The sequence below is a fragment of the Nocardia sp. NPDC004604 genome, assembly GCF_040609795.1.
Taxonomy (GTDB): domain Bacteria; phylum Actinomycetota; class Actinomycetes; order Mycobacteriales; family Mycobacteriaceae; genus Nocardia.
Genome location: NZ_JBEXLC010000148.1, coordinates 1 through 22,320 on the forward strand (window position 1 = coordinate 1; position 22,320 = coordinate 22,320).

Sequence of the window (22,320 nt, forward strand, 5' to 3'; positions counted from 1 at the left end):
CCGGCGCCAACGCCGCCACCGTATCCGGATCCACCAAAGGACCAGGATCAGCAGGCCGAGCCTGCGTCTGCGGAGCCGGCTGAGCAGCAGGCGGCTGCCCCGGCTGCCCCGCCCTCGGATCCGGCGGCGCGACAACATTACCCTGCGGCACAACAGCCGAACCCGGAACAGCACCCGAACCGGCAGGCTGGGCACCAGAATTCGGGCCTTGGGCAGCCGTTCCCGGCGGCACCGCACTATTGTTCGGCGATCCCTGGTTTGCCGGCGTCGACCCGTTCTGTCCTGGTGTCGCTGATTGGCCGGGTCCGCGCGGAGTCGTGCCCTTGCGTCTGTTCGACCACGGCGTTGTTGGAGCGGATGGTCCCGGCTCGGCGCTGCCTTCATCCGCCTGATGCTCGACGGCGATGTCCGCTTCGGCGCTCGTCACCGCACACCTCCGAGTGCCCGCCGCACGCGGGCTCGGGTGACCGGCGGTGCCGGACGCCCGAGCGGCAGGCCGTGGAGGTGCATCCGGTTCTTCCTCCTGTATCGATCGCCCGGCGGACCGGAACGACATGGTGGCCACGACAATTCGCGCACGTCAGTGCATGACCTACCGTCATTATCCTGACTCGTTCGGTGCGCCCATCAGGTTCCCACTATTGGGAATCCTCAACAATAAGGAGGTCGATAGACCGTCCACGCATGGTCGTCAACGATCTATTGCGGTTAGGCGCGCGACATCGGATAGGTGATCACATGGGTTTCAGTTTGTTCGGCCTCAGCGGGAAAGACCTGGCTATCGGCGGGATCACGGCTTTGGGCTCGATGGTCCCCGGGTTCGGGGTTGTCATCGGCCCGCTCGCGGGTGCCGCGCTGAGTACGGCCTGGAGCCTCCACGATGGCAAGAGCTGGGGCGACGCCCTCCAGGGGGGAATCTTGGACGGCGCCCTCGGCGCACTTCCCGGCGGAAAGCTCGCTGGCGGCGCGCTCAGGTCGATGGCGGCTGGGAAGTTGGCCAAAGCAGGCCTGAAGCAAGGTGCCCAGAAACTACTGTATGGCAACGCCAAGGGGGCGGCCAAGGCAAAGATCACGAAAGGCCTGGCGATGAGTTGGGGGGAACGAGGTGTCAAGGCCTTCGGTCGCGGCGTGGGTGCCGCATACATGAATAAGCTCTACGACAGTATGACGGCGACACAGAATGCCGGCGTATCAGAACTACCCATCACGCCCATCTCGTAACGGATCCGGCCGGGGAGCAGCTCCTTGAAAATTCACCAAATGTGGATGCCTGACCGCGGGCAGATGGAGGCGGACTCAAAGTATGCGCAGTATTTGCCGCTGCAAGCCACGATAGATTGGTACAGGAAGCTGCCCAACACGTTCCAAGGTTATTTCGACAGCTGCGGCAACGGCGACGAGAATAAGGGCAGCCCACCGGAGATGCCAGTGCCCCCCCAGGTCAAGGGTTCGCAACTGGCGAATTTTACAAACTACGGTAGCACGGCGACCAGCCTGCAACAGGCGGCCGTTCTGATCGATGACTCGGCCAAGACGATTGCGCCGCAGGCTAAGAAGACCGAGGCCATCTCCATTGCCGCGCAGAAGGCCGTCAATGCCGGAATCGACATCATTACCAACAACGCCCCGACTTTGCCTAAGCCGGGGATGAAGGAAGATCAGCACATCTACGAGTTCTGCAACCAGGCGATCCAATCTGTCGCAGACGCCCTCGACCAGGCGAGCAACGCGAACAAGGATAACGCGGCCGGTGTCGACCAAGAGACCGCGAAGATGAAAGAGCTGGAAGACCAGATCAAGAAGCTCCAGTTAGAGAACGCGGATCTGCGGAAGAAGCTGGCCGACCCGCCGACCGTCCCACAGGTGCCGACAACGCCTACCGTGCCCGGTGCCAACCCCGACCAGGTCACTCCCATCGACAACGGTTCCACGGTCCCGGGGCTGGATAACCTCGGTTCGACCACGCCCGGCTCCGACACCGGAACCACCCCGACCGGTACCTCGCTCGACGACAAGGTGCGGCAGGCGCTCGACGATCTCAAAAACAGCGGCACGAATCCGACTACCGCCACACCGGGATCGGTGCCCGATGCGGCCGCCGCATCACCGGCGAATTCCGGTATGGACATGATGAGTTCGATGCTGCCGATGATGATGGCGCAGATGATGAACCGCGGCCAGGCCGACACCGACCTGAACAGCCGGCGCGCCGAATACGACCCGTACGAGGACCAAATCCGCGCCGTTCCCGCGGCCGTCGCACCTGCCCAGCCTGCGGTACAGGCTGCGACGAACACACCCGCACCCGCGACCAACACTGGCCCCCCGGCGAATTCGTCCTCCTCGCAGCCGACGACCGGTATGCCGGGCCGCACGCCGAACTCCGACGGAACTGTCGTGTACACGTTCCCGGACGGCCGGACTCAGAAGGTATCTGTCACTGTCGCACAGGCTTTGGATGCGGCGTTCGGCAATGCCAGCGGCACCGACGCCCAGGCGGCATACGCGAAGACCCCGGCGAAGTGGTCGGACAAGAAGCAGATCGGGACCCCGGTCGATCCCTACCAGCTGATGACCGGCGATGTCGCGATCTGGGACGGGCGCACCGCGATTCTGGTGGTCTTCCCCTCTGACGACGGCGGCACACTGGAGGTCGTGGTCAGTGGCCAGTTGAAGCCGTTCACTCCGGAAATGTCCGATAACGCTGGGGAATTCGGCCAATTCGTCGGATTCAACCATCCACGCGGCATCGAAGCGGCCGCGCCGGAGGACCACGATCAGGGCAAGATGTCGGGTATGCCGGTCACCGGCGATCCGTCGGCGGGTGCCGCCATGCCCGCGGTGGCCGCTCCGGCGTGATCGTCGGCCGGATGGTGAGAGGAGGAGGCAATGGCGCTGAATGTCGACCCGGCGGAACTCGTCGATGTGGCCTCGAAGCTGGCCGCGCTGGCGCGTGACACCGGAGCCGGATTGCCGAACGGCTGGGTGCAGCCCGCGGGGGCCGACCCGATCTCCGGGGCCCATGTGCCCCGGCTCAACGCTCAGGCAGCGTCGCTGTTCAATGGTGTGCTCGGTGTGCTCAACGAGGTCCAGCGCCACGCACACCACATCGGCGGCGCGGCAACCGACTACACCACCACCGATGATCAGAACGCGCGCATCGTGAACGGCAGCGGCGCGGAGATCCTCACCAATCCGGTGGGCGATGTGCAGGAGTTCGGTCTCCGGCAGGCACCGAACTTCGGCCTGCCTGCGGCCGCCGGATCCGTCGACCCGCTCACCTTCGCGAAGCAGTTGCACACCGGCCCGGGCCCCGGCCCGGCGACCAGTTTCGCTGCCGATATTCGCAAGTACACCGGTGGCTTCCACACCGCCGCCGCCGAAGGCGTCGACGGCGCGGCCGCGCTGATGCAGAACTGGACACCGGTTGGCACCACGGTGGCCGAGCACCTCACCGAGCATCGGAATTGGCTGGGTGAGCTCGGCGCCGGATTGGGAGCGCTGGCCGACAATGTCGACGCCTACAGCAACGCGTTCACCATCGCGAAGGCCAAACATCCGACACCCGAGGAGATCATCGCGGCCCGCAAGCGGTTGCTGGCCGCGATGAAGTCGAAGAACGAGTTGGCGCTCCAAGAGGCGCTCGCCGAATTCCAGGAGCAGAACGCCCGCTCCACAGAGGCGATTACCGGTTACACCGCAACCGTCAACTCCAAGACTCCCACCGAGGGCGGGACGAGTGACGCCGGGGGCAGCGGCAAGAGCAGCGGCAAGAGCAGCAGCACTAGTGGCAGCGATACCAGCATGCTGTCCCAGATGCTGCCCGCCATGATGAGTGCAATGACCTCCGCCGCCGGCATGGGCCAGAGCCATGACAGCTCCGGCCTCGGCCTCGATGACGAGTACAGCGACTACGGCTACGACGATCTCGGCATCCCCAGCGGCCTCGGGTCGCTGGGCTCCGGGGGAGCAGCGGGCAGTCCGATCTCCGGCGCCGGGATCCCGGACATCACGGGCGCGAACACCTCGGTCTCGGTGGGCGCGATGCCGATCGTCGCGACCGCGGGGGCGGCATCGAGCACCGCGGTCGGAATGGCGCGAACACCGGTCATCGAAGGATTGTCGTCTGCGGCGTCGGGCGCGGCCGCCGCCGCGCGCGGTGCCGGGTCCGGGTCCGGCATGATGCCGTACATGCCGATGTCCCCCGGTGCAGGCGGTGCCGGTGGCAGCGGCAACGAACGCAATCGAGTGGTCGCGTGGCATCCCGACCGGTTGATGTACGTCGACGACACCCCCCATACCGAACAGGTCATCGGGGAACGGCCGACGATCGCCCCGACCGTGACACCGCCGACCCCGTCGCCAGGCCAGGGCCCGACCCAATCCGGAGGTTCCGTGTGAGTGATATCCACCCCGATGTACAGGCGGCCCTCGACGCCGCTCGCGAGTTGCGGCATCGAATCGCCGATATGCGTGAGCGGATCGACGGTATCCGTGCACGCCGGCCGTCGCCCAGCGGTGCGATCATCCCCGAGGTGGATGCGATGGGCCGGCTGACGGATCTGTTTCTGGCGCCTGGCACCGTGGACCGGCTCACCAATCAGGAACTGGTCACCGAGATCATGGCGGCTATTCGGGAGAGCAGCGCCGATGCGGCACGGCAGTATCAGAGCGTGATGGAATCGGTGCCGCCGCCCGAGCCGTTCGAGTCGACCGGTCCGTCCGGCCCCTCCGGTCCGTCCGGGTCGCCCCCGGCGACAGCTGGTGCGGTGCCCTCATGACAGCATCGCGGAGCGATTCGATGGGGGGTGGTGGCCGGGAGACGGGTGGGCCCGAACCCGGAGCGGTTACCGTTGCCGATACCGTGCGGTGGCTGCACGATGAGGGCCTGGTCCGGTTGGCCGGGGTCGCGGACCGGATGCCGAGTCTGGTGGCCGCGTACACCGTCGACGTCGCGACCGGAACCGTCGTCGCCCATCCCGCGACCGGTGCCGGTGTCGGATCGGATGTGGTGACCCTCGGCGCGGACGATCTGCCCTATCCGGTCGGTACCGCCAAGCGGTTGGTGATCGCAGGTGTCACCACCGCCGAGGCATTGCTGGTCGTCGACCTGGCGACCACGTTGACCATTGCCATCAACGCTGATCGGCCCGAAATAGTGGCCCGAGCCTGGGCGGTGCAACTGCTGCTCAACTCCGAGATCACGGTGACCACCAATAGCGCCGATATCGCGATCGCGGGCAGTTCGCGCTGCCGCCAGAGTTTCATCCCCGGTGGCGGCGGGACGATCATGAATGTCGACGACACGCGCCCGCCGATCACAACAGTTACGCTCAACCCGACCAACGAGGGGCCCGATCATCTCGATGTCGCCCCGGATGGAACCGCCGAGATGTACCTCGGCGCTCGATTCTGGCAGCTGCGCCAGATCATGAGCATCGATGATGCCGCGTGGAGCGCGCTGGCCGCGAGACTGGAAGCACCCGATGAGGATCCGTCCATCCGCAGTGCATCCTCGAATCGTCAACCTGCCGAACGACTTTAGGAGAGATTCCGTTGACCGAGCCACATCCGGACGAGTTCGACGTGGACGAGGGGGCGCCGGCTCCCGACTGGCGGCGCATGGTCTATGAAGTGTTCAATCCCGACCACACCTGCGGCGTAGCCTGCGACCGTGACGGTGAGATCGTCGGGATGCACATCACCGACGACGCTCGTGACAACGGCGATGCCTGGTTGGCCGCGGAGATTCTGAAGCTCGCGCGCCTGGCACATATGAAATCCCGGGTCGGGCTGCGGGCCGAAATGGAGTACAAGGGCACGCGTTCCTACACGATCGACTCGTTCGATCTGCCCACTGAAGCCTCCTTCCGCGCCATGGTGAATGCCGAATTCGGCGCGACCAGCTGAACCGAAACAACCTCTCTCAGACGGGATGCCGACATGGTGGATATGGACGAACCGCACGAAGTCAACGCTGCGGCGGCGAGATTCGCCGGAGCCATCGAAACCGTATCGGGTCAGGTTTCCGGCACCGTCGCGGACCTGGTCCTGCACCATCGGCCGAAATCGGAACTCGACCGATCGCTCAACAAGCACCGGCAGGAGATCGTGACCGCTTTCGGGCACGCCGTGGCGGCCAACAATCATGGTGCGCGAGTTACCCAAACCGCCACCGTGAGCACGACGAATGTCCTCACCGATGCCGATACGGCGGGCGGGACGTACGTCCAACGATACGACTCGATCTGATCACCGGATGCCACCGGAGCACGAAAGTCCGTACTGGGATGAAATAGTCCGGGACAAGTGGCCCGAAGTCCCGCCTGGTGACTGGAGCGCACTGGAAAACACGGCGCGTGACGGCGCGGCGGCGCTGGATACCCTCGGCGCCGAACAAGCCCGCAACGACTTCGACAATCGGGTCCGCGCCAGCGAGGGACTCGAACCCGTCAAACAAAAAATGCTGAAGCAGCGGGGCAATCCGCAGGCCTTCGCCGACGCGCTGGACGCCGCCGCGGAGATCTTCGGGCATTTCTCCGATCTGGTCTATCGCACTCGCCATCAAATCCTCGACATCGTCGACGCGGCCACCGCCAAGATTCGCAACGCCTATCAGGCGGCCCAGAACGACCAATCCGATGACGAGGCCGAACGTGAGGCCAAGGCGGCCGCACTGCGCGACCGCGTCGCCCGGATCATCGCCGAGGCGTGCGACGACGTTGACGATGTGGCGCGTACCGCGCTGAATTCGGTCGGCCCGACGACCCTGCAGCCGCTGGAGATCCTCTATGACAGGCTGCGCCAGCCTGGTCCCTGGACCTCCGGTGGGCCCCATCTGCCGGGTGGACCACCGGGGCACCGGCCTGCGCACCAGCATCTGCCCGGCCCTCAGCACGAGATCGGGCACCCGGGGGCAGGACCCAACCACCAGTTCCCGGGTCCGCTGGGCTTCGGCCCGCATTCCGATGCGCCTGTGCTGGATTCGTCCGATCCACATTTGCCGGGGAGCAGGCCGACTGATCTTCCCGTGGATTCGCCGTCGCGGGGCACGCCGACTAATGCGCCGACGGCCCCGGGGATGCCGCCGGCGGTCCCGGCCTCAACCTCGGCTCCGGCCGTCACGACGGGCTATACGCCCGTGGCGCAGCCGGAGGGCGCCGATACCGGCGCGTCCGCGACCGGTGTCCCGTCGCGTGCGACGTCGGCCGCGACCGGCGAATTCCACGGTGGCCCCGATGCCGGCGCCCATGGCGAGACAGCAGGTGAGACCACCGATTCCGGGCAGCACGGGGATACCGGTACGGCCGCAAGCGATTCCGGTCACGGTGCCGATCCCGCGGAGATCACCCGGGAGGCGGCGTCGACCAACTCGGCAGGACAGATGTCGCCGATGCTGCCGACGATCCTGCCGCCCGCGGCCGGTTCGACCGGTATCTCCGCGCCGTCGGTATCTTCCGCGCCGCCGGTATCGGCTCAGACGTCGGCGTCATCCCCAACAGCGCAGTCGCGGCCGTCGGCGATGGACTCCAAAGCCCCGCAGGTCGATTCGCGCGGATCGGGGTCCGCGGTCCCGAAGGTGTCCGCTGGTCCGGTCGCGCCGGCGCCGAATGCGGCCGCCCCCACCGCGAAACCGAATTCGCCGCAACGCGATCCGCGGGCCGTGGACGGGCGGCCGGATACCGGCGGCAGCGACGAACTGATCCGCGATGTCGTCGGTGGTGCGATGGTGGCCGCCGCCGCTCCGACCTTCATACTCGGTGAGCGGGTCGACGGTGATCTCGTGCTGGCGCGGACATTGCTGGGCGGTGTACTGGCCGTGGTGGATTCGTCGGTAATCGGGCTGGAATGGGCGGTGTCGGTAATGCGGCATTCCGGCGGCGTCAACGCATTTGTCACCTCGAATGAGGGCCGTAGCTGGCTACCTGCGGGCCTGTATCTTCCGCGCGAGATCTCGACGCCGTGGATGTGGGAGGTAGCCGATCCCGCGTGGGAAGGTGTGTCCGATCCGGCGCGGGTGCTTGCCGAGTTCGGCGCGGCGTGGGGCCGCCGGACCGGTGCCAAGGTGACGGCGATCGTATCGTCACAGCCGATCGATTCGGGTATGCGCGCCCAACTGCGTGAGGTACCGATGGAGGGGCCGGTATCCGCCTCGTCGGCAATGGATATGAGCGCCGCAGCAGCTGGTTTGGTGGATCGGCTCGGCGTGGTGGCCGCCGCGCAGTTACTGGAGCGGGTCGGAAAGGTGCCGGCGCAGGGGATCGGATCGCGCTGCATCGACCTCGCCTGGGATGCGCATCGGCGCGTCGGGCAGGCGGGTGCGCCCGACTCACTGGGGCTGCCGCAGCTGCGCCAGCGGATCCTGGATGCGATCCGGCGGCGCCGGGAGGTGCCCGCCGACTGGTGGGAGGAACTGCGTGACGCCGACGATCTGCTCGCGGCGTCGATGCTGTCGCGCCGGGCCGATGTTTCACGAGTCGCGTTGGGGGAGTTGCGATCCGACGTCGAGGGGCGGTCGGCGACGGAGGCGATGCTGCTGTGCACGATGGTATTCGAGCGGCGCTGTGACGAACTGGTACTGCTGCTCGCGGACGAGCCGAACCGACAGCGCTTGCGCGATGCGGTCTACGCCCACGGACAGATCGTCGATCATCCGTTGTTCGTGGGTGCGCCACGCGCCCCCACCGGCACCACGGCCGCTCGGCGACCGACGATCAGCACGGGACCGCCACGTCAGTCGTAATAGTCGTCGTACTCGTCGTCCTCATAGCCGACCGGGGCGGGCTGCTGGACGACCTCCGCATCCGGTTCCCGAAGGCTGGGTGCGCCCGGCAGCAGATCCTCCGGATCGGGCATGCGGCCGACGATATCTTCGATCGGGCCAATGGTTTCGCTGACCCGCTGATGCGCCAGCCGCGCGGCCTCCCTGGCAGCTTCGGTGACGGCCCGGCCGAGATCCGCGGCCGCGCCCCGCAGGGCACTCGGCTCCAGTCGCACGTCGGTGACAATGCCGGACTGATCAACGGTTACCTCGACCGAACCGTCGCGCGAACTGGCCTTCGCGCTCAGGGCGGACAACTCGTCCCGGATATCCGCGAGCTGTGCCCGTTGCTGTTCGTAGTGCCACTGCTCCATCAGCTGCTGTCTACCTCGAGTGCCGCCTTGCCATCAGCGCTTTCTGCGCATCATCACCACGATATCGGTTCGTATCTCCAGCAGCCATTTCCCTCCGGCGGCAGCGCTGCCCACTCAGTTACGTGTTTCCGATGCTTTCTTCGTCCAGGCCGGCTTCGCGCAGGACTCGGGCCAAGGTACCGGAGTCCACCGGACGTTGGCCGGACCGCAGCAGTTGGTCGGCGCGTGCGGCGAAATCCAACTGGCGCGCCGTGACAGGGTCCCAGCCGCGACCACCACCGCTCGTGCCGCGGCCAGCGGGGTGCGGTCGCAACGAACCGACCGCCGCGCCGAGAAAGCCGCCGCCGAACCCGGGGACGGCGGAGTACCGGACCATCTTGAAAAGGTCACCCAAGCTGTGAACGTCGTCGTGGCGGATGATCAGCGAAGGCACCGCGCCGACCACACCGCCGGTCACACCGCCCGCGGCACCGACCAAATTCGCGCCGACCACATGTCTGGTGAGTCGGCCACCGGGGGTGGTGGCCCGGCCTCCGATCCGCTGCAGCACTCCCGGCGCGATCCGGCGACCGACCTCCGCGCCCGCCATGCTGCCCAGCGACCATTTCCAGTAACAACGGGCCGTCGAAGCCATGCCGGACGCCGTCGGCCATATCCCATACTTGGGCACCCACACTGATCGCCGCACTGCTGACGAAGCCGATCTTGGCAGCGTGGATCGCCCCGTGCAGTGCGGCCCGCCGCGCCGCGCCGGCCGCTGCGGCTTCGCCCAATTCCCCGGTGAACTTCGCCACCGTCGTGCGCATCGCCTCCTCCGCCGCCAATCTGTCGGTGGCGGCCTTTACTCCGCCACCCTGGAAGAACAGCAGTGCGTCATAGGCCAGCTGCGCTGCCAGCACGATCCCGGTGACGATCAGCAAGTGTTGCGTTTGCACAGTGGAGTCGGCGACGTCGTGACACTGCTGCCCCAGGCTCTGGCGCACTGCCGACTGATCGCGCATGGCCGTGACAACGGTGTTGTTCCGTTCGGCCAGTCCGTCCCCGGTGAAACCGCTGATCGCGTCTTCGGTTCGCGCGGCTGCGGCCTCGTACTGGTCGGCCGCGGTGCTCAGGGAGTGACCGGCCTCGAAGTACGCGTTCCCGGTCCGCCGCATGCCCGTCACATCCGCCTGGGGCCAATGACCGATGACCAATTCGCGCACGGCGGGCGGGAGCTCGGTCAGCATAGAGCTGGCATCCACGGGCGCTGCTTTCGAATACCGCTACCCCGGATCCGTCTTTGTGGACAGTTGGATACTTCGGGTCGTATTCGATATCTGTGTAATTGGGGAGCAGCATTCAGGCACCGGCCGAAGCGGCACAGGTCGTCATGGAATGATCCCCACCGCTCGTCATCCGCTCTCGGCCAGTTGTTATCTTTATTCGGCGCTTTCGTTTGGTTGTGAAGTGACATCAGACTTGATTCGATCAGGACATCAGCAGTTGGTGCATTCCGTGCAGCTACTTCTGGGATTAATCCGTTAGGAGATGATCTTGATGGGTAGTTCAGAAATACCGGCGGGCGACGAAGAGGGCGAAAGCCTCCCATTTTGAAACGCGCTCGCGACCGCGGCACCCGCGCCGCGCCCGGCGGCTCGCGTTCCTATCAATCCCCAAGTTTCCCCTACTGCCCGTTTCGCAGCAGCTCTCTCCCCCTTATGCAGTAGCGTATGAGCCGCGCCCTGTCCGGCTCCGCGCGCCGCCAAGCCCTTGAGCGCGCCGCCAGCCATCTTGCCGCCGGGAAGCGCGCCCATGACGCCATCGAGGATTCCTTCCTGGAAGGCATCGGCCGGGCTCTCGCCTTCGGTGAGGGACCAGATTGTCCCCACCGCGGCACCCAGGAGTGGACCAGCAATCACGCCGCCCCCAGGGATCAAGGAGCCTGCGAAGGTGACCCCGCCAACGGTCAGGTCTTTGGCGCTGAAGCGCCCGAGCAATTTGAGATGCATTGTGATCACCCATCCGATCGTCAACCGGTGTCGGCCAGTTGTTGTTTATGTTCGGCGCTTTCGTGTGGTTGTCGATAACAGTGGGATTGTGTCGTGACTGAACGCACTCGCGCATCGGTACATTCGCGCGGAACATGCTTAAGTAATTTGGTGTGACCGGATTCGTCATTTCGGCGCAGTTGGCATGGCGAGACTATTTCCGCCTCCGGGGAATTTACGGCTGCTGCTGCCCTCCGATACCGTAGAGTTTCCGCGACGTAGGGAGACTGTCGTGACCGAACAGTTTTCGGTCGACGTGAATCAGATGCGCGTCCGTGCGCCGGAGTTCGATCGGATCGGCGGTGATGTGGCGGCGATCGTGCAGCGGCTACGCAATGAACTGGCTGCGGAGGGCGCACCGTGGGGACGCGACGACGCCGGCCGCGCCTTCGCGAAGATCTACCTGCCCGAAAGTCAGCAGACCATGTCCGACTTGGACAGTTTGGTCCAGGTGCTGCAACAGTCCGGCAGTGACTTGCGCCAACTGGCGAACAACTTCGAGGATCAGGACCTGACGAGCGGACAGCTGGTCCGCTATGCGGCCGATGGCATCCAGAACGGTTCGATGCTGCTTCCGACCACTGGCGTCGTTACGGTGCCTGAACGTAGCGCAAGCAGCACAGCTTTGCCGAACAGCGAGCAGCCAAGGGCTGGTTCGACCGCACCGACCGAAACGACCTCGGCCTCTTCAACACAGCGATCACCCACCGCAGCAACCGCGCCTGTCGACCCTCAACTATCGGCCGACCGTGCACCGACGGCCGAGCAGCGTCCGGGGCGGTCGGACCGGGCTCAGCCCGGTGATGTACAGCTCGGCACCGACCAGGACTGTGCCCCGGCCGCGAGCGTGAATTCAGCCCGTCAGGCAGATGTCGCAGGCAGTCGACCTCCCCAGGACATCCGGACCTCCCCGCCACCGACTGGAGCGCTCGCAGGGAAGATGCAAGTAGCTAGGGCAGCGATGAGCACACCATGGTCGAAGCCCGGCACTGGTCGCAGGCCACAGGTCTTCCCACCGAGGCAGGGCCCTTCCGGTTCTCCGCCCCGGATGCCGACCAAACCCGCTGCAAGAGTGCAGAACAAGGCCGAACGGCCACGCCGGAATACTGCCGAACCCAGGGCTGACCGTTCCGGAGAGTCTGTCGCGGCTCGTCTCGCTCGAGAACTGATGGACCGGCACAATGTGCAGGCTTTCGGGTTCGACACCCCCGACGCACCCGAGGCGATGCTGGCCGAGATCGTCCACGTGGTGGACTATGTGCTGTCGCGCTACCCGCGGATCGACTTGCGCGCCATCGGCATCGCGGAGCTCGAGTACGGTGAGCTGACCCGGCTGGAGTCGGCGGCGATCAGACCTACTTCACCAGGGGGGACCGCTGGTTCTGAAGGTATGGCCCACGTGTTCGGGGATCCGCACGGCGACCCGTCCGAGCGGGCGCTGCCCGCGCCGCGCATTGTGCTGGCGAAAGCCGCGGCGATCGATCCCGAACGTCTCCAGCGGGCTGTTGCCGCAGCCGTGGATGTGGGGCTGCTCGCGCCGGGATGTGACCAGCGGCCGGTGTATTCGTCCATCGTGCGTGGACTTGGCGGCGCACTCGACGTGGCCGGCGGCTTCAGTGCCCGCGATGCAGCGCACCGCACGCTCCTAACGGCGTATGCACATCGGCGACCTCCAGAACAGGACGGTTCACTGCATCGCGCAGTGTCCGGCTTCCGGGAATGGTGCGCACAGCTGTGCAGCCGGAGCTTCCGTAACGGGTGTTTCGATCCTGCTGCGGCGTTGGCCGAGGCGTTCACCGAGGTGGTCTTGAACGGGACTCAGGCTACCGAGCCCGCACAGGTGCTGCATGGTCTGCTGGTCGGCAAGGCCGAACCAGCGCAACCGGCTCCGGGCGGCGCGAGGGCTCCGTCCTGAGGTAGTTCAGCAGGGCAAGCCGCGCGGTTCGGCATGCTCGAACCGAAGCGTTACCGACGGCTGCGCGAACGAGTGGGGCGTTGCCGCGATTCGGACGTGATGCGGTCTCCGAATTCATCGGGAATGTGTCCGATGAGGTCCGAGCGGCTGGTTACCGTCAGTTTCCGGAGAATTGTCGCCATCTGGGCGTCGACGGTGCGGGTGGAGTTCCCTCTACGCGCCGCGATCGCGCTGTTGGCCCACCCGGCGGCGGCGAGGATCGCGACTTCTCGTTCAGCGGGAGAGAGTTCACGCCACCTGGAGTCCGTCGTGCCGGTGCGCGGTAACCGGTCTTCGACGAGATTGCGCATGAACGGCTGGAGCTCTTCGAACTCCGGCCGCAGTTCCTGCGCTTGTTGGACAGTGGCCGTGAATATGTCTGCACCGAGCACTTTCGTGGCGGAGTCGACGGCTAGCGCCATTTCCTGGCGCATCCAGGTGAGCCTTTCCGATGCTATGCCCTGGGCGCGGTTCGCAGTCGCGGTCATGCCCAACATGCAAGCGAGCTCGATAGCGCCTGCTTTCAGTTCGGCAGGATCGCCGTCGCCGGATGCGATCCGACGGGCGACGGTATGAGCGAGTGCCATCATCTTGATAGGAATGAACCAACCGGCCAGGAAAGTATCGTCGCCGGCGAGAAACTGGTCCAGCGCCGTTCGCCCCGCCGTCACCGCTTCGTCGATCTCTCCGTGCACGGACACTGCGTACAGCCACACCAGCCTGGCCCAGGATAGGGTCCAACCGGCCTCGGCGGTAATGGCCAGATCGAGATGTCGCCGTGCGGTAGTCAAGGCTCGCGAGTCACCGACGATCGAGCGAGCAAACCCCTCGAACAGCTCACTGCGTTGCTCCCCGGCCCGATCGCCGGCCTCGGCGAACTTCCTGCGCGCACGTGACAACACGTCGACCGCGGCAGGCTCTGGTCCGAACATCAGCTCGATACCCCAACTGAACTCCATATAGGCGGGCAGACCCATATCGGTGGTCGGCGTATCACGCCATGTCGCACCCGGCTCTGCGTTGGGTAGGCACAGCGCGGCACACTCGTCCAGTAGCTGTGCGGCGTAGGCAATCTCGCCCTGCCAAATTGCGTTCCACGCCAGCAGTGCGGTTGCGTTGACCCGCAGTCGAGTCGATGTCGGGTCGACATGGCGGATGGCTTGCAGCGCTCGCTCCGTGAGGTGGGTTGCCGCGCGATTGGCGACCCCGAAAAATGGAACCAGCAGCGCCATGAGGACGGCAACGGTCTCGAGGCCGACGATAGCCTCAGCGGGGTCATCGAAACTGGTTTCGATGCCGATCAGAATGTTCTCCCAGGCCGAGCTGACCCAGAAGTACCAGGTCTTTTCTCCTGGGCCGAGCCAAATTTCCTGTCCCGCAACGACTTTGTCCCGGTAGTAGCGCCGGTGCCGAGCCAACAGTCGCGTTTCGTCCAGATCGTCGTCGCGCCGACGCAAACGGTCTCTTGCGAACACCCGTACGCTCTCGAGCAGAAAGTATCGGACCGTGGTCGAGGAAATGTGCCTAGATACCAACGACCGTTCGACGAGACGCTCCAACAGCTGCTCGATATGCTCGGCAGGCAGCGAAGTGTCGGCGCATACCGCCCGGATGGCTTCGGCTTCGGCTCCACCGCTTGATATTTCAGCACTATCAGTGCTGGAACTGGTCGCGAACACCGACATCCGGTCCAGCAGCAGCTGTTCCGGTTCGGTGCACAAACCGTATGACCAGGCGACTACATCGCGAAGGCTGCGATGACGTTGTTCGGTCCCTGCCCGGATGCTATGTGACCAGCGCAGTCGGCTGTCATCGATATCGCCGGTGACCTCACGGAGCACGCCGGCTGGCGGCCGATGTAGCAGCCGTGCCGCTGCCAGCCGGATGAACAATGGGTTATTGTCCACGCGTCGACAGATCTGTTCGGCGATGGCGATTTGTTCGGGGTCATCGGGAATCGACCGCCCGGTGAGTTCTGCGCGCTGCCGGAACAATTCGACCGCCGCAGCCGTGGGCAGTGGTGGTACGTCGACAATGTGCTCGTCGATCCATCCGATCGGTTCTCGACTTGTCGCGACGATGGTCAGCCGGGGAATGACGTCCAGCAACACCGCAATCAGCGATGCGACCCCGGATAACACATGTTCACAATTATCGAGCACTAGTACGGTCGTATGCGGTTCCACTGGATCGCTTTCGGACAGCGCCTCCACCAGACCCGTCCAGGCGGACTGCCCGGTGGCATCGGCCTTCGCGACCGACTGCATCACCTCTTCGGCCACGGTGTCGGTGTCCGTCCCCGGAGCCAACCGCGCGAGCCGGGCCCAATATGCCTTGCGGTTCGGGCTATTTCGGAATCGCTGTAGGGCCTCGGCTGCCAGCGTTGTCTTGCCGATACCACCTGATCCGACCAGAGTGATCAGCCGCACGGCATCCGATGCCAGTAACGATTCGATCCGGCGCAATTCCGGCTGTCGACCGACGACTCCGTGGACTTCGGCAGGTAGGGCGCCATTGCGATGGGGCCAGCCGAGGCTGGTAATGGGAACGGGCAGATGTTCGCCGCGATCCGAAACCGAGAACATACGGACATAAGTTAGCCGACATCCGTACGGCGTGCCGAACCTATTGTGAGAAGTTTCCGCCGGCTGGGTGTCGACGATATACCTAGGTATCTTCTGCGCAAATATACTGATGTGCCGACTTGTCGGCCCCGCAAGAATTCACTGTTGCACCGGCAACAGATGGACAAATGCGATGGAAATGTGAAGCTGTGGGTCTCGACATCGGAGCATCATCGGCATCGAAGCCTTGGGTCCGTCGTGTACGGCGGGGCTGCTCGCACCTGGGAGGGCCGGTACGGCCCTGTCCAATTCGGCAGAGGCCCGTGGTGGGGGCGCGTTGGGACCATGCGGGCGGTCAATAATTCGGCGTCTGGCGGTTGCGGGAACGACGCGGACGTTGGCCGGCTTCGACCGCGATCCGGTCCTCGAGCTCAGCAGGAACATGTCCGATGATGTCCAATCTGTTCGTGATCACCAACTTTCGCAGGACGGACGCGACCTGAGCGTCGACGGTGCGGATCGAACTACCTCGCCGCGCCGCGATTGCGCTGTTGGCCCAGCCAGCGGCCGCGAGAACCGCGACTTCTCGCTCCGCGCGGGAGAGTTCGTGCCACCGCGAGGGAGCGGCACTACCCCGCCGCATGATGGACGGCGACCGGTCGGTAGCACCCCCATCCAGCAGGAACTTCCGTAACTCGTCGAACTCCGGCCGTAGCGCTTCGCCCCGCTGCATTGCGGCTGTGAAGGCATCTTCGCCGAGCACCTCGGTCGCGATGGCAACGGCCTGCCCGAACTCTTGGCCGAGCCAAGTCAGTTTTGTCGGTGCGATGCCATGTGCACGGTGCAGCACGGCGGTCATGCCGCGCATATGCGCAATCTCGGTGGCCGCTTTCCACTGTTGGGCGGGGTCGCTGTCGCCGGATGCGAGCTGACGGGTGACGGTATGACCCAGTGCCATCAAGTTGAAAGGGATGAACCACAGCGCCGAAAAGGTATCTCCCTTGGTCAAGAACTGCTCGAGCGCGGTCTCGCCTGCCCGTATCGCCTCGTCGATCTCTCCGTGCACAGAAATCGCGTACAGCCACACTGCCTCGGCCCAAGTCAGCGTCCAGCATGCCTGCGAACCGATGGCACGATCGAGATGTCGCCGGGCAGTGCGCACGGCTGGCTCGGGGTCCCCGGTGACCGCACAGGCCAGTCCTTCGAACAGTTCGCTGCGCTGCTCGCCCGCCCGGTCACCCGCCTCGGCGAACTTCCTGCGCGCACGCGAGAGCACCTCGACGGCGGACGGATGCAGCTCACACATCAACTCGATTCCCCAGGAGAACTCCACCGCAGCAGGCAGACCGATATCGGCGGTCGGCGTATCACGCCACGTCCTACGCAATTCGAGGTCGGACACACAGAGGGTCACGCACTCGTCCAGGAGTTGCGTGGCGTCGGCTATCTCGCCCTGCCATATCGCATTCCAGGCCATCAGCGCGGTCGCATCGACCCGCAGCCGAGTCGATGCCGGGTCGACGTGACGGACGGCGCGCAGCGCGCGTTCGGCCAATGAAGTAGCCGCGCGATTGGCGACCCCGAAATACGGGACCAGCAGCGCCATGAGGACCGCAACCGTCTCGAGGCCGACGATAGCCTCAGCGGGCTCATCGAAACTGGTTTCGATGCCGATCAGAATGTTCTCCCAGGCGGAGCTCACCCAATAGAACCAGTCCTGCTCCTCCGGGCTGAGCCAAATTTCCTGTCCCGCAACGACTTTGTCCCGGTAGTAGCGCCGGTGCCGAGCCAGCAGTCGCGTTTCGTCCAGGTCGTCGTCGCGGCGACGCAAACGGTCTCTGGCGAACACCCGTACGCTCTCGAGCAGAAAGTATCGGACCGTGGTCGAGGAAATGTGCGTAGATATCAACGACCGTTCGACGAGACGCTCCAACAGTCTGTCGATATCTTCCGCGGGCAACGACGGATCGGCACAGACCGCCCGGATGGCGTCCGCTTCGGCGCCACCGCTCGGTATATCGGCGCCATCGGTGTCGGAGGCGGTCGCGAATACCGATAGTCGATCGAGCAGAAGTTGTTCGCGTTCGGTGCACAGCAGGTACGACCAGGCGATCGCATCGTGCACGCTGCGATGGCGGTCCTCCACTCCGGCTCTGGCGCTATGTGACCAGTGCATGCGAATGTCATCGACACCGCCGGTAAGCTCCCGCAATACGATCGCGGGTGGTTGATGTCGCAATCGCGCGGCGGCCAGCCGAATGAACAGGGGATTGTTATCCACGTGCCGGCAGATCTGTTCGGCGATCGCGGGTTGTTCATGATCATCGGTGATCGACCGCCCGACGAGTTCCGCACGCTGGCGAAATAGGTCGACCGCCTGGTCCACCGGCAGTGGCGGCACGGCCACAATGTGTTCATCGATCCAGCCGATCGGTTCCCGGCTCGTCGCGGTGATCGTCAGCCCGGGAACCAGACTCAGCAGCACCGCGACCAGATGAGCCACGCCGGGCAATACGTGTTCGCAGTTGTCCAGCACCAGCATGGTCTGGCGCGCTTCGGTCCCCTCGGTACCGACCAGCGCATCCACCATGCCCTGCCAGGCCGACTGCCCGGTGACATCGCCTCGCGCAACCGACCGCATCACCTCTTCGGCCACCGAGTCAGTACTGTCGTCCGGCGTCAGCCGCGCGAGCCGAGCCCAGTAAACCCGGCGATTCGAGATGATCCGGAACCGACGCAGCGCCTCTGCCGCCAGAGTTGTCTTGCCGATGCCGCCGGGTCCGACCAAGGTGATAAGTCGTGCCTCGCCGGACGACAGCAGCGCTTCGATTCGCTGCATCTCCTTATGTCGGCCGACGAATCCAGAAACTGCGACCGAGAGATCGCCGCGACGATGAGCCGCTCCGAGGCTGTTGACGACAGCGGCGGGGGGATTGCGGCTTTTGGGTACTGAGTACATATGGACCTAAGTTATCTGTGACTTTCGATGCCGGCTTGAACAAACCTGCTACGCAGCGTGATGTGGAATTGGGATGTGCTGACGTTCGGCGCCATGCCCGGCGTCAGGTGGCAGGCGCGGTTCAGATGGGAGCTGTCCGCGAACCCAGCTTCATGCGCGGCCTCGGTGAGTGACAGTCCCTGTACCGTCAATCCGACCGCGTACGTCACGCGCAGACACCGAACATATGGCCGGAATGCCATGCCGACCTGAGCGGAAAAGAGGTGCATGAACCTGCTTTCCGAGAGGTCGACCGCTCGGCTGATATCGCGTAGCCGGACGGTGCCCTCTTGGATGCGCCCGGGCAGCAATTGGAGCGTCTTGTTGACCGCGGGGTGGTGCGGCAGCCCAGCTGCTCGGACCACAGGTCGATATTGTCGATTCGCTCGGTGCCCCCGGCCCCGGCTCTGGCCCACGCCTCAGGGAATTCGGCGGCGAAACCCACCGTATGAGTTCGCTGCCAGCGGCGGATTCCGGAGGCAATAGGATCACACGGCCGTCCGGTGTGTCGCCGATCTTCATGTAGGAAACGCCGGCCGGAATGATGACGGCGCGGCAGGCCACCATCATTCCGGCCGCGTCGGCGAGGACCAGTTCGCCCTTCTTGGCCGTCATGAGTTGAACCCAGTGGTACATGTGCAGTCCGGTAGGGCCGACAGCACCGCGGAAGACGTGCGCGTTGCTACGCATGGTCAACTCCCCAAACCACATCCTCTGCACGATACTGCGGCGGTGGTCTAGTTGCTCGCTCATCGGATCGAATTCTATTCTGCTAGAGCCGAATGACGTGTGTGCCATATTGAAGATTGGCGCCGATCGCGGCGATCACGACCGGGTCGCCGCTGCCGAGTGTGGTGACGCCATTGCGTATATCCTCCGCGAGAAGGATGAGGACGCTCGCGCCGGAGGTGTTGCCGTAGCGTTCGACGTTGGTCGCGGTGCGATTCGGCGGGAGGCCGCCGACATCGATCAGCTGCTCGATCAGCCGCAAGTTCGATTGGTGCGGGTAGAACCGTGCGATATCACCGATGTCCATCCGGGCGTCGGCGAGAGCATGGTCGATAACCTTCTTCAATACCGGTGCGTAGGCGTCGGCGACCCGTTTGCCGATGATGTGGAAGGCATGGTCGTGCGTCGCCGTTGTGGGCAGACCTGGTGGATGCAGGTTTCCGCCCGCCCGTCGGACGGCGATCTCGAAGTATTCGTTGATGGCTATCGATGACAGCATCTCCGATGCGCTGTCATCGTCGGTAGCCTCGAGGATCACCGCACCGGCGCCGTCTCCGAACAGCAGCGCCGTGAGAAAGGCCTCGTTCGCTCTCCGGTCGTATTCGACTCCGCCGGAATACATTTCGCGATCGAATAGCGGTGACATCACGTGGGTCATGACCACCGCGACACGCTTGCGGGCTCCGCTGAGGATCAACTCCTTGGCCCACTGGAGGCAAAAGATCGCGCCGCCGCAGCCGATATCGATCTGAAGCAGGGCGGCGTCGGGGCGCATGCCGAGGCGATGGTGTAGCAGTTGGGCATCGCTTCCGAAATGCAGCTGATCCGGTGTGCAGCAACCGATTATGAGCCCATCGAGATCCTCTGCTCCGACACCGGCCACAGCGAGCGCTTCTAGGAGCGCACTTTCCGTCAGCACTCCGGCAGGCCCCGGTGGTTCGCCGTAGCCGTCCGGAAATACTGCTCGACCGGTCCGGTCGTCGAGGTCGAAGCTGAAGCGCCGCTCCCTGATACCGGTCTTCTTCTCGAAATCCGCTGGTGTCCAGGGCCGCTTGCGAGGCCCCGGGAAGATGTTCAGCAACCGTTCGTTGCTCATCGCCATCGGAGGCACCGACGCGCCCGCGCCGGTGATACGAACCTTCATGAAATCCTATCGGTCTACTACGAAATCAGAACATCGTCGGCGTGCGCGTATCACATGCCGACTTGTGGTCACTTGTGCTCGGTCAGCGCGGCCAGATCGGGCGGTGGTGCAGACGACGGGGGCGCGGGAGACGCGATGGACGGAGCCGCTGCTTTGTTGAGTTTCTGGCATTCGGCGACCCATCCAGCGACCCTCGCCGTCGAGTCGCCGATGATCCGCAGTACGGCTTGTGTATCGGAATCAGTGAGGTAGGAGCGCCTCATGTCCTTTTGCATGTGGGAGTTATCGACATGGGTTTCCGCGTTATTTGGATTCGAGTCCATCGGCGGCCGAGCGCTTCTCATCGAATCATTCAGAAATACGATTTCGGCCCGGATTCTCTCGAGTGTACTTCGATTCAGATCGTCTATGAACTTGACTTTCAGCGCGATGCTGTTTCCTTCTCCGATTAATTCCTGGATGCAGCTATCTTGTTCGATCAAGTGCCGGAAGTATTCATTGCTCTGCGGTCCCGTTCCTGCTTTCTCATCGGAAAGTTCAGGGTTGGTCCGGCCGAGTAAGAGCATGTCGTGGCCGAGCGGTGGAGGCACGGGTCTGTCAAGAGCGCCGAATAGATCAACGCTATCTTGAAGTGCTCGTTGGGCGGCGTTGACGGCCTCGTGCACCACATCGTTCGCACCGTCGGGGTGTACCAAGGTGACTTTATTCGGATCTATGTCCGCATGGGGCTGGAGATCCCGAATCGGAGGCTGAGGGTCAGTCATGGTTGTGCTCCGCCTCGACCAGCCGACCACAGCGTGGTTTGCGCAGAGTCACCCGAAATGTGTATCGATAGCGTCGCACTACTCTCATTTTGCCCACCTGAAGTTCGCGTATCAGTGGGATTCTGGCCGGTAACAACGGTGCTGCGCATCCGTATGTTTATGTCAAATATACGTAAGTAAGTTCGCCGCGGCGGCAAACGCCCCGATATTTGGGGTCTGTTGAGAACTGGGAAGTATGGTCAGTTGCTGTTCGTATAGCCTTGTCTGTTTTACGGTTGGCCGCCTCGAGCGCTTGGGCCTCGGCGAGATACTCGGGTATCTTTGCTGTGATATCAGCTCGCACCGTTCCGGCCGATGTCGACTTCTGAGCTGCATTAATGACCATTCGATGTAATGGCGATGGGGCACATCGAAATACGCGATGCCGTCGTCGAACAGAACTGGATTTCGGACTGGATTTATGTCCGCGCAAAGGTGTTCGTCACGATTTTGCGGGCGGTCGAGATTCGGCGCTGATCATTCATCTCCATGTGCGGCACGGTTGATCATGGGTTGTACCGCTTGTGCGGATGGTCGGGATTCACCCCGACGCTCAGTAGATTGCGCAGGACCGCTCTGCGGAACTTGCTTAGCTGCCTGCCCGTCGGCATAATGTTCCGGCATCATCGCGGTGGTATCGGCCCGAATTTCGCGGGGCTATTGGGGGTTGCCTCGGTCGGGTCCCACGCATCGTGCCACGTCGTGTATCGACTGACTCCTGTTCTGCCGCGGATTGCCGTTTTGTGGTCGTTCCGATCAGGGTGATACTTCGGGGCTCGCAGGTCCACCCGATCACCCTGGAAGGCAGTGCGATTCGGTTCAGTTCGGGTCCGTCGTAGCCAGGCGAACGATCTCGTGGTCGATGGCTGTGAGGGTTCTGGGGTCGTCGATCTGGCGGGCGGCGAATCCTAGTGCGGCGCGGTATGGGCCGACCTCGTTGGTGCCGATGTCGACCTGCTCGGCCGC

General features: G+C 64.2%; 19 protein-coding genes. 10 read left to right on the forward strand and 9 right to left on the reverse strand.

From position 1 onward, the window contains the following. Positions 1 to 738: 738 nt before the first annotated feature. The 8 genes from ABZW16_RS35545 (at position 739) to ABZW16_RS35580 (ending at position 8,743) form a co-directional block, all read left to right on the forward strand. A complete protein-coding gene (locus tag ABZW16_RS35545) occupies positions 739 to 1,221 on the forward strand; it encodes a hypothetical protein (protein ID WP_354960508.1) in 483 nt (160 codons plus the stop codon). A 201-nt stretch (positions 1,222 to 1,422) separates the two neighbouring features. Beyond that, the gene (locus ABZW16_RS35550) at positions 1,423 to 2,859 is read left to right on the forward strand and encodes a hypothetical protein (protein WP_354960509.1); all 1,437 of its coding nucleotides are present in this window, start codon (positions 1,423 to 1,425) and stop codon (positions 2,857 to 2,859) included. Positions 2,860 to 2,889: 30 nt separating this feature from the next. Further along, positions 2,890 to 4,401, forward strand: a complete 1,512-nt coding sequence (locus ABZW16_RS35555) for a PPE domain-containing protein (RefSeq protein ID WP_354960510.1) — start codon at positions 2,890 to 2,892, stop codon at positions 4,399 to 4,401. Beyond that, positions 4,398 to 4,781, forward strand: a complete 384-nt coding sequence (locus ABZW16_RS35560; RefSeq protein ID WP_354960511.1) for a YbaB/EbfC family nucleoid-associated protein — start codon at positions 4,398 to 4,400, stop codon at positions 4,779 to 4,781. Before ABZW16_RS35555 ends, ABZW16_RS35560 begins: the two co-directional genes overlap by 4 nt. Next, the gene (locus ABZW16_RS35565) at positions 4,778 to 5,545 is read left to right on the forward strand and encodes a hypothetical protein (RefSeq protein ID WP_354960512.1); all 768 of its coding nucleotides are present in this window, start codon (positions 4,778 to 4,780) and stop codon (positions 5,543 to 5,545) included. The genes ABZW16_RS35560 and ABZW16_RS35565 overlap by 4 nt, the downstream gene beginning before the upstream one ends. Positions 5,546 to 5,556: 11 nt before the next feature. Beyond that, a complete protein-coding gene (locus tag ABZW16_RS35570) occupies positions 5,557 to 5,910 on the forward strand; it encodes a hypothetical protein (protein ID WP_354960513.1) in 354 nt (117 codons plus the stop codon). A gap of 33 nt (positions 5,911 to 5,943) precedes the next feature. Then, positions 5,944 to 6,252: a hypothetical protein gene (locus tag ABZW16_RS35575; protein ID WP_354960514.1), complete on the forward strand. Its 309-nt coding sequence runs from the start codon at positions 5,944 to 5,946 to the stop codon at positions 6,250 to 6,252. 7 nt (positions 6,253 to 6,259) lie between these two features. Further along, entirely contained in the window at positions 6,260 to 8,743 is a 2,484-nt protein-coding gene (locus ABZW16_RS35580) for a hypothetical protein (protein ID WP_354960515.1), read from the forward strand. Here ABZW16_RS35580 and ABZW16_RS35585 read toward each other — a convergent pair. The 4 genes from ABZW16_RS35585 to ABZW16_RS35600 all read right to left on the reverse strand — a co-directional run bounded on the left by ABZW16_RS35585 (position 8,734) and on the right by ABZW16_RS35600 (position 11,132). Beyond that, entirely contained in the window at positions 8,734 to 9,135 is a 402-nt protein-coding gene (locus tag ABZW16_RS35585; RefSeq protein WP_354960516.1) for a YbaB/EbfC family nucleoid-associated protein, read from the reverse strand. The two genes, ABZW16_RS35580 and ABZW16_RS35585, sit on opposite strands and share 10 nt — an antisense overlap. Before the next feature lie 118 nt (positions 9,136 to 9,253). After that, entirely contained in the window at positions 9,254 to 9,529 is a 276-nt protein-coding gene (locus tag ABZW16_RS35590) for a hypothetical protein (protein WP_354960517.1), read from the reverse strand. After that, a complete protein-coding gene (locus ABZW16_RS35595; protein WP_354960518.1) occupies positions 9,522 to 10,361 on the reverse strand; it encodes a hypothetical protein in 840 nt (279 codons plus the stop codon). The genes ABZW16_RS35590 and ABZW16_RS35595 overlap by 8 nt, the downstream gene beginning before the upstream one ends. 294 nt (positions 10,362 to 10,655) lie before the next feature. Further along, on the reverse strand, positions 10,656 to 11,132 hold the full coding sequence (locus ABZW16_RS35600; RefSeq protein ID WP_354960519.1) for a hypothetical protein: 477 nt from the start codon (positions 11,130 to 11,132) through the stop codon (positions 10,656 to 10,658). A gap of 262 nt (positions 11,133 to 11,394) precedes the next feature. On the opposite strand from ABZW16_RS35600, the gene ABZW16_RS35605 reads away from it, so the two are divergent. Continuing rightward, positions 11,395 to 13,077 (forward strand): WXG100 family type VII secretion target, encoded by a 1,683-nt coding sequence (locus ABZW16_RS35605; RefSeq protein WP_354960520.1) that lies wholly within the window; start codon positions 11,395 to 11,397, stop codon positions 13,075 to 13,077. A 50-nt stretch (positions 13,078 to 13,127) separates the two neighbouring features. On the opposite strand, the gene ABZW16_RS35610 is transcribed toward ABZW16_RS35605, so the two are convergent. The 5 genes from ABZW16_RS35610 to ABZW16_RS35630 form a co-directional block, all read right to left on the reverse strand. Then, complete coding sequence (locus ABZW16_RS35610) at positions 13,128 to 15,701, reverse strand: LuxR C-terminal-related transcriptional regulator (RefSeq protein ID WP_354960521.1); 2,574 nt, start codon at positions 15,699 to 15,701, stop codon at positions 13,128 to 13,130. A 334-nt stretch (positions 15,702 to 16,035) separates the two neighbouring features. Beyond that, positions 16,036 to 18,639 carry an AAA family ATPase gene (locus ABZW16_RS35615; RefSeq protein WP_354960522.1) on the reverse strand — a complete coding sequence of 868 codons (2,604 nt, stop codon included), beginning with the start codon at positions 18,637 to 18,639 and terminating at the stop codon, positions 16,036 to 16,038. Between the two features lie 11 nt (positions 18,640 to 18,650). Continuing rightward, positions 18,651 to 19,043: a helix-turn-helix domain-containing protein gene (locus ABZW16_RS35620; protein WP_354960523.1), complete on the reverse strand. Its 393-nt coding sequence runs from the start codon at positions 19,041 to 19,043 to the stop codon at positions 18,651 to 18,653. A gap of 407 nt (positions 19,044 to 19,450) precedes the next feature. Continuing rightward, on the reverse strand, positions 19,451 to 20,551 hold the full coding sequence (locus ABZW16_RS35625; RefSeq protein ID WP_354960524.1) for a 3-oxoacyl-ACP synthase III family protein: 1,101 nt from the start codon (positions 20,549 to 20,551) through the stop codon (positions 19,451 to 19,453). Positions 20,552 to 20,619: 68 nt separating this feature from the next. Further along, positions 20,620 to 21,315: a hypothetical protein gene (locus ABZW16_RS35630; RefSeq protein WP_354960525.1), complete on the reverse strand. Its 696-nt coding sequence runs from the start codon at positions 21,313 to 21,315 to the stop codon at positions 20,620 to 20,622. A gap of 393 nt (positions 21,316 to 21,708) precedes the next feature. Between ABZW16_RS35630 and ABZW16_RS35635 the strand changes: the two genes are divergently transcribed. Then, complete coding sequence (locus ABZW16_RS35635) at positions 21,709 to 21,831, forward strand: hypothetical protein (protein ID WP_354960526.1); 123 nt, start codon at positions 21,709 to 21,711, stop codon at positions 21,829 to 21,831. The last annotated feature ends 489 nt before the right edge of the window (positions 21,832 to 22,320 follow it).

Bases quoted from the DNA above. Each gene is read 5' to 3' on its own strand.
- ABZW16_RS35565 (WP_354960512.1), top strand. From the start codon at position 4,778: ATGACAGCATCGCGGAGCGATTCGATGGGGGGTGGTGGCCGGGAGACG.
- ABZW16_RS35550 (WP_354960509.1), top strand. From the start codon at position 1,423: ATGCCAGTGCCCCCCCAGGTCAAGGGTTCGCAACTGGCGAATTTTACA.
- ABZW16_RS35610 (WP_354960521.1), bottom strand. From the start codon at position 15,701: ATGTTCTCGGTTTCGGATCGCGGCGAACATCTGCCCGTTCCCATTACC.
- ABZW16_RS35585 (WP_354960516.1), bottom strand. From the start codon at position 9,135: ATGGAGCAGTGGCACTACGAACAGCAACGGGCACAGCTCGCGGATATC.
- ABZW16_RS35555 (WP_354960510.1), top strand. From the start codon at position 2,890: ATGGCGCTGAATGTCGACCCGGCGGAACTCGTCGATGTGGCCTCGAAG.
- ABZW16_RS35580 (WP_354960515.1), top strand. From the start codon at position 6,260: ATGCCACCGGAGCACGAAAGTCCGTACTGGGATGAAATAGTCCGGGAC.
- ABZW16_RS35595 (WP_354960518.1), bottom strand. From the start codon at position 10,361: ATGCTGACCGAGCTCCCGCCCGCCGTGCGCGAATTGGTCATCGGTCAT.
- ABZW16_RS35615 (WP_354960522.1), bottom strand. From the start codon at position 18,639: ATGTACTCAGTACCCAAAAGCCGCAATCCCCCCGCCGCTGTCGTCAAC.
- ABZW16_RS35630 (WP_354960525.1), bottom strand. From the start codon at position 21,315: ATGACTGACCCTCAGCCTCCGATTCGGGATCTCCAGCCCCATGCGGAC.
- ABZW16_RS35625 (WP_354960524.1), bottom strand. From the start codon at position 20,551: ATGAAGGTTCGTATCACCGGCGCGGGCGCGTCGGTGCCTCCGATGGCG.
- ABZW16_RS35635 (WP_354960526.1), top strand. From the start codon at position 21,709: ATGGCGATGGGGCACATCGAAATACGCGATGCCGTCGTCGAACAGAAC.
- ABZW16_RS35575 (WP_354960514.1), top strand. From the start codon at position 5,944: ATGGTGGATATGGACGAACCGCACGAAGTCAACGCTGCGGCGGCGAGA.
- ABZW16_RS35545 (WP_354960508.1), top strand. From the start codon at position 739: ATGGGTTTCAGTTTGTTCGGCCTCAGCGGGAAAGACCTGGCTATCGGC.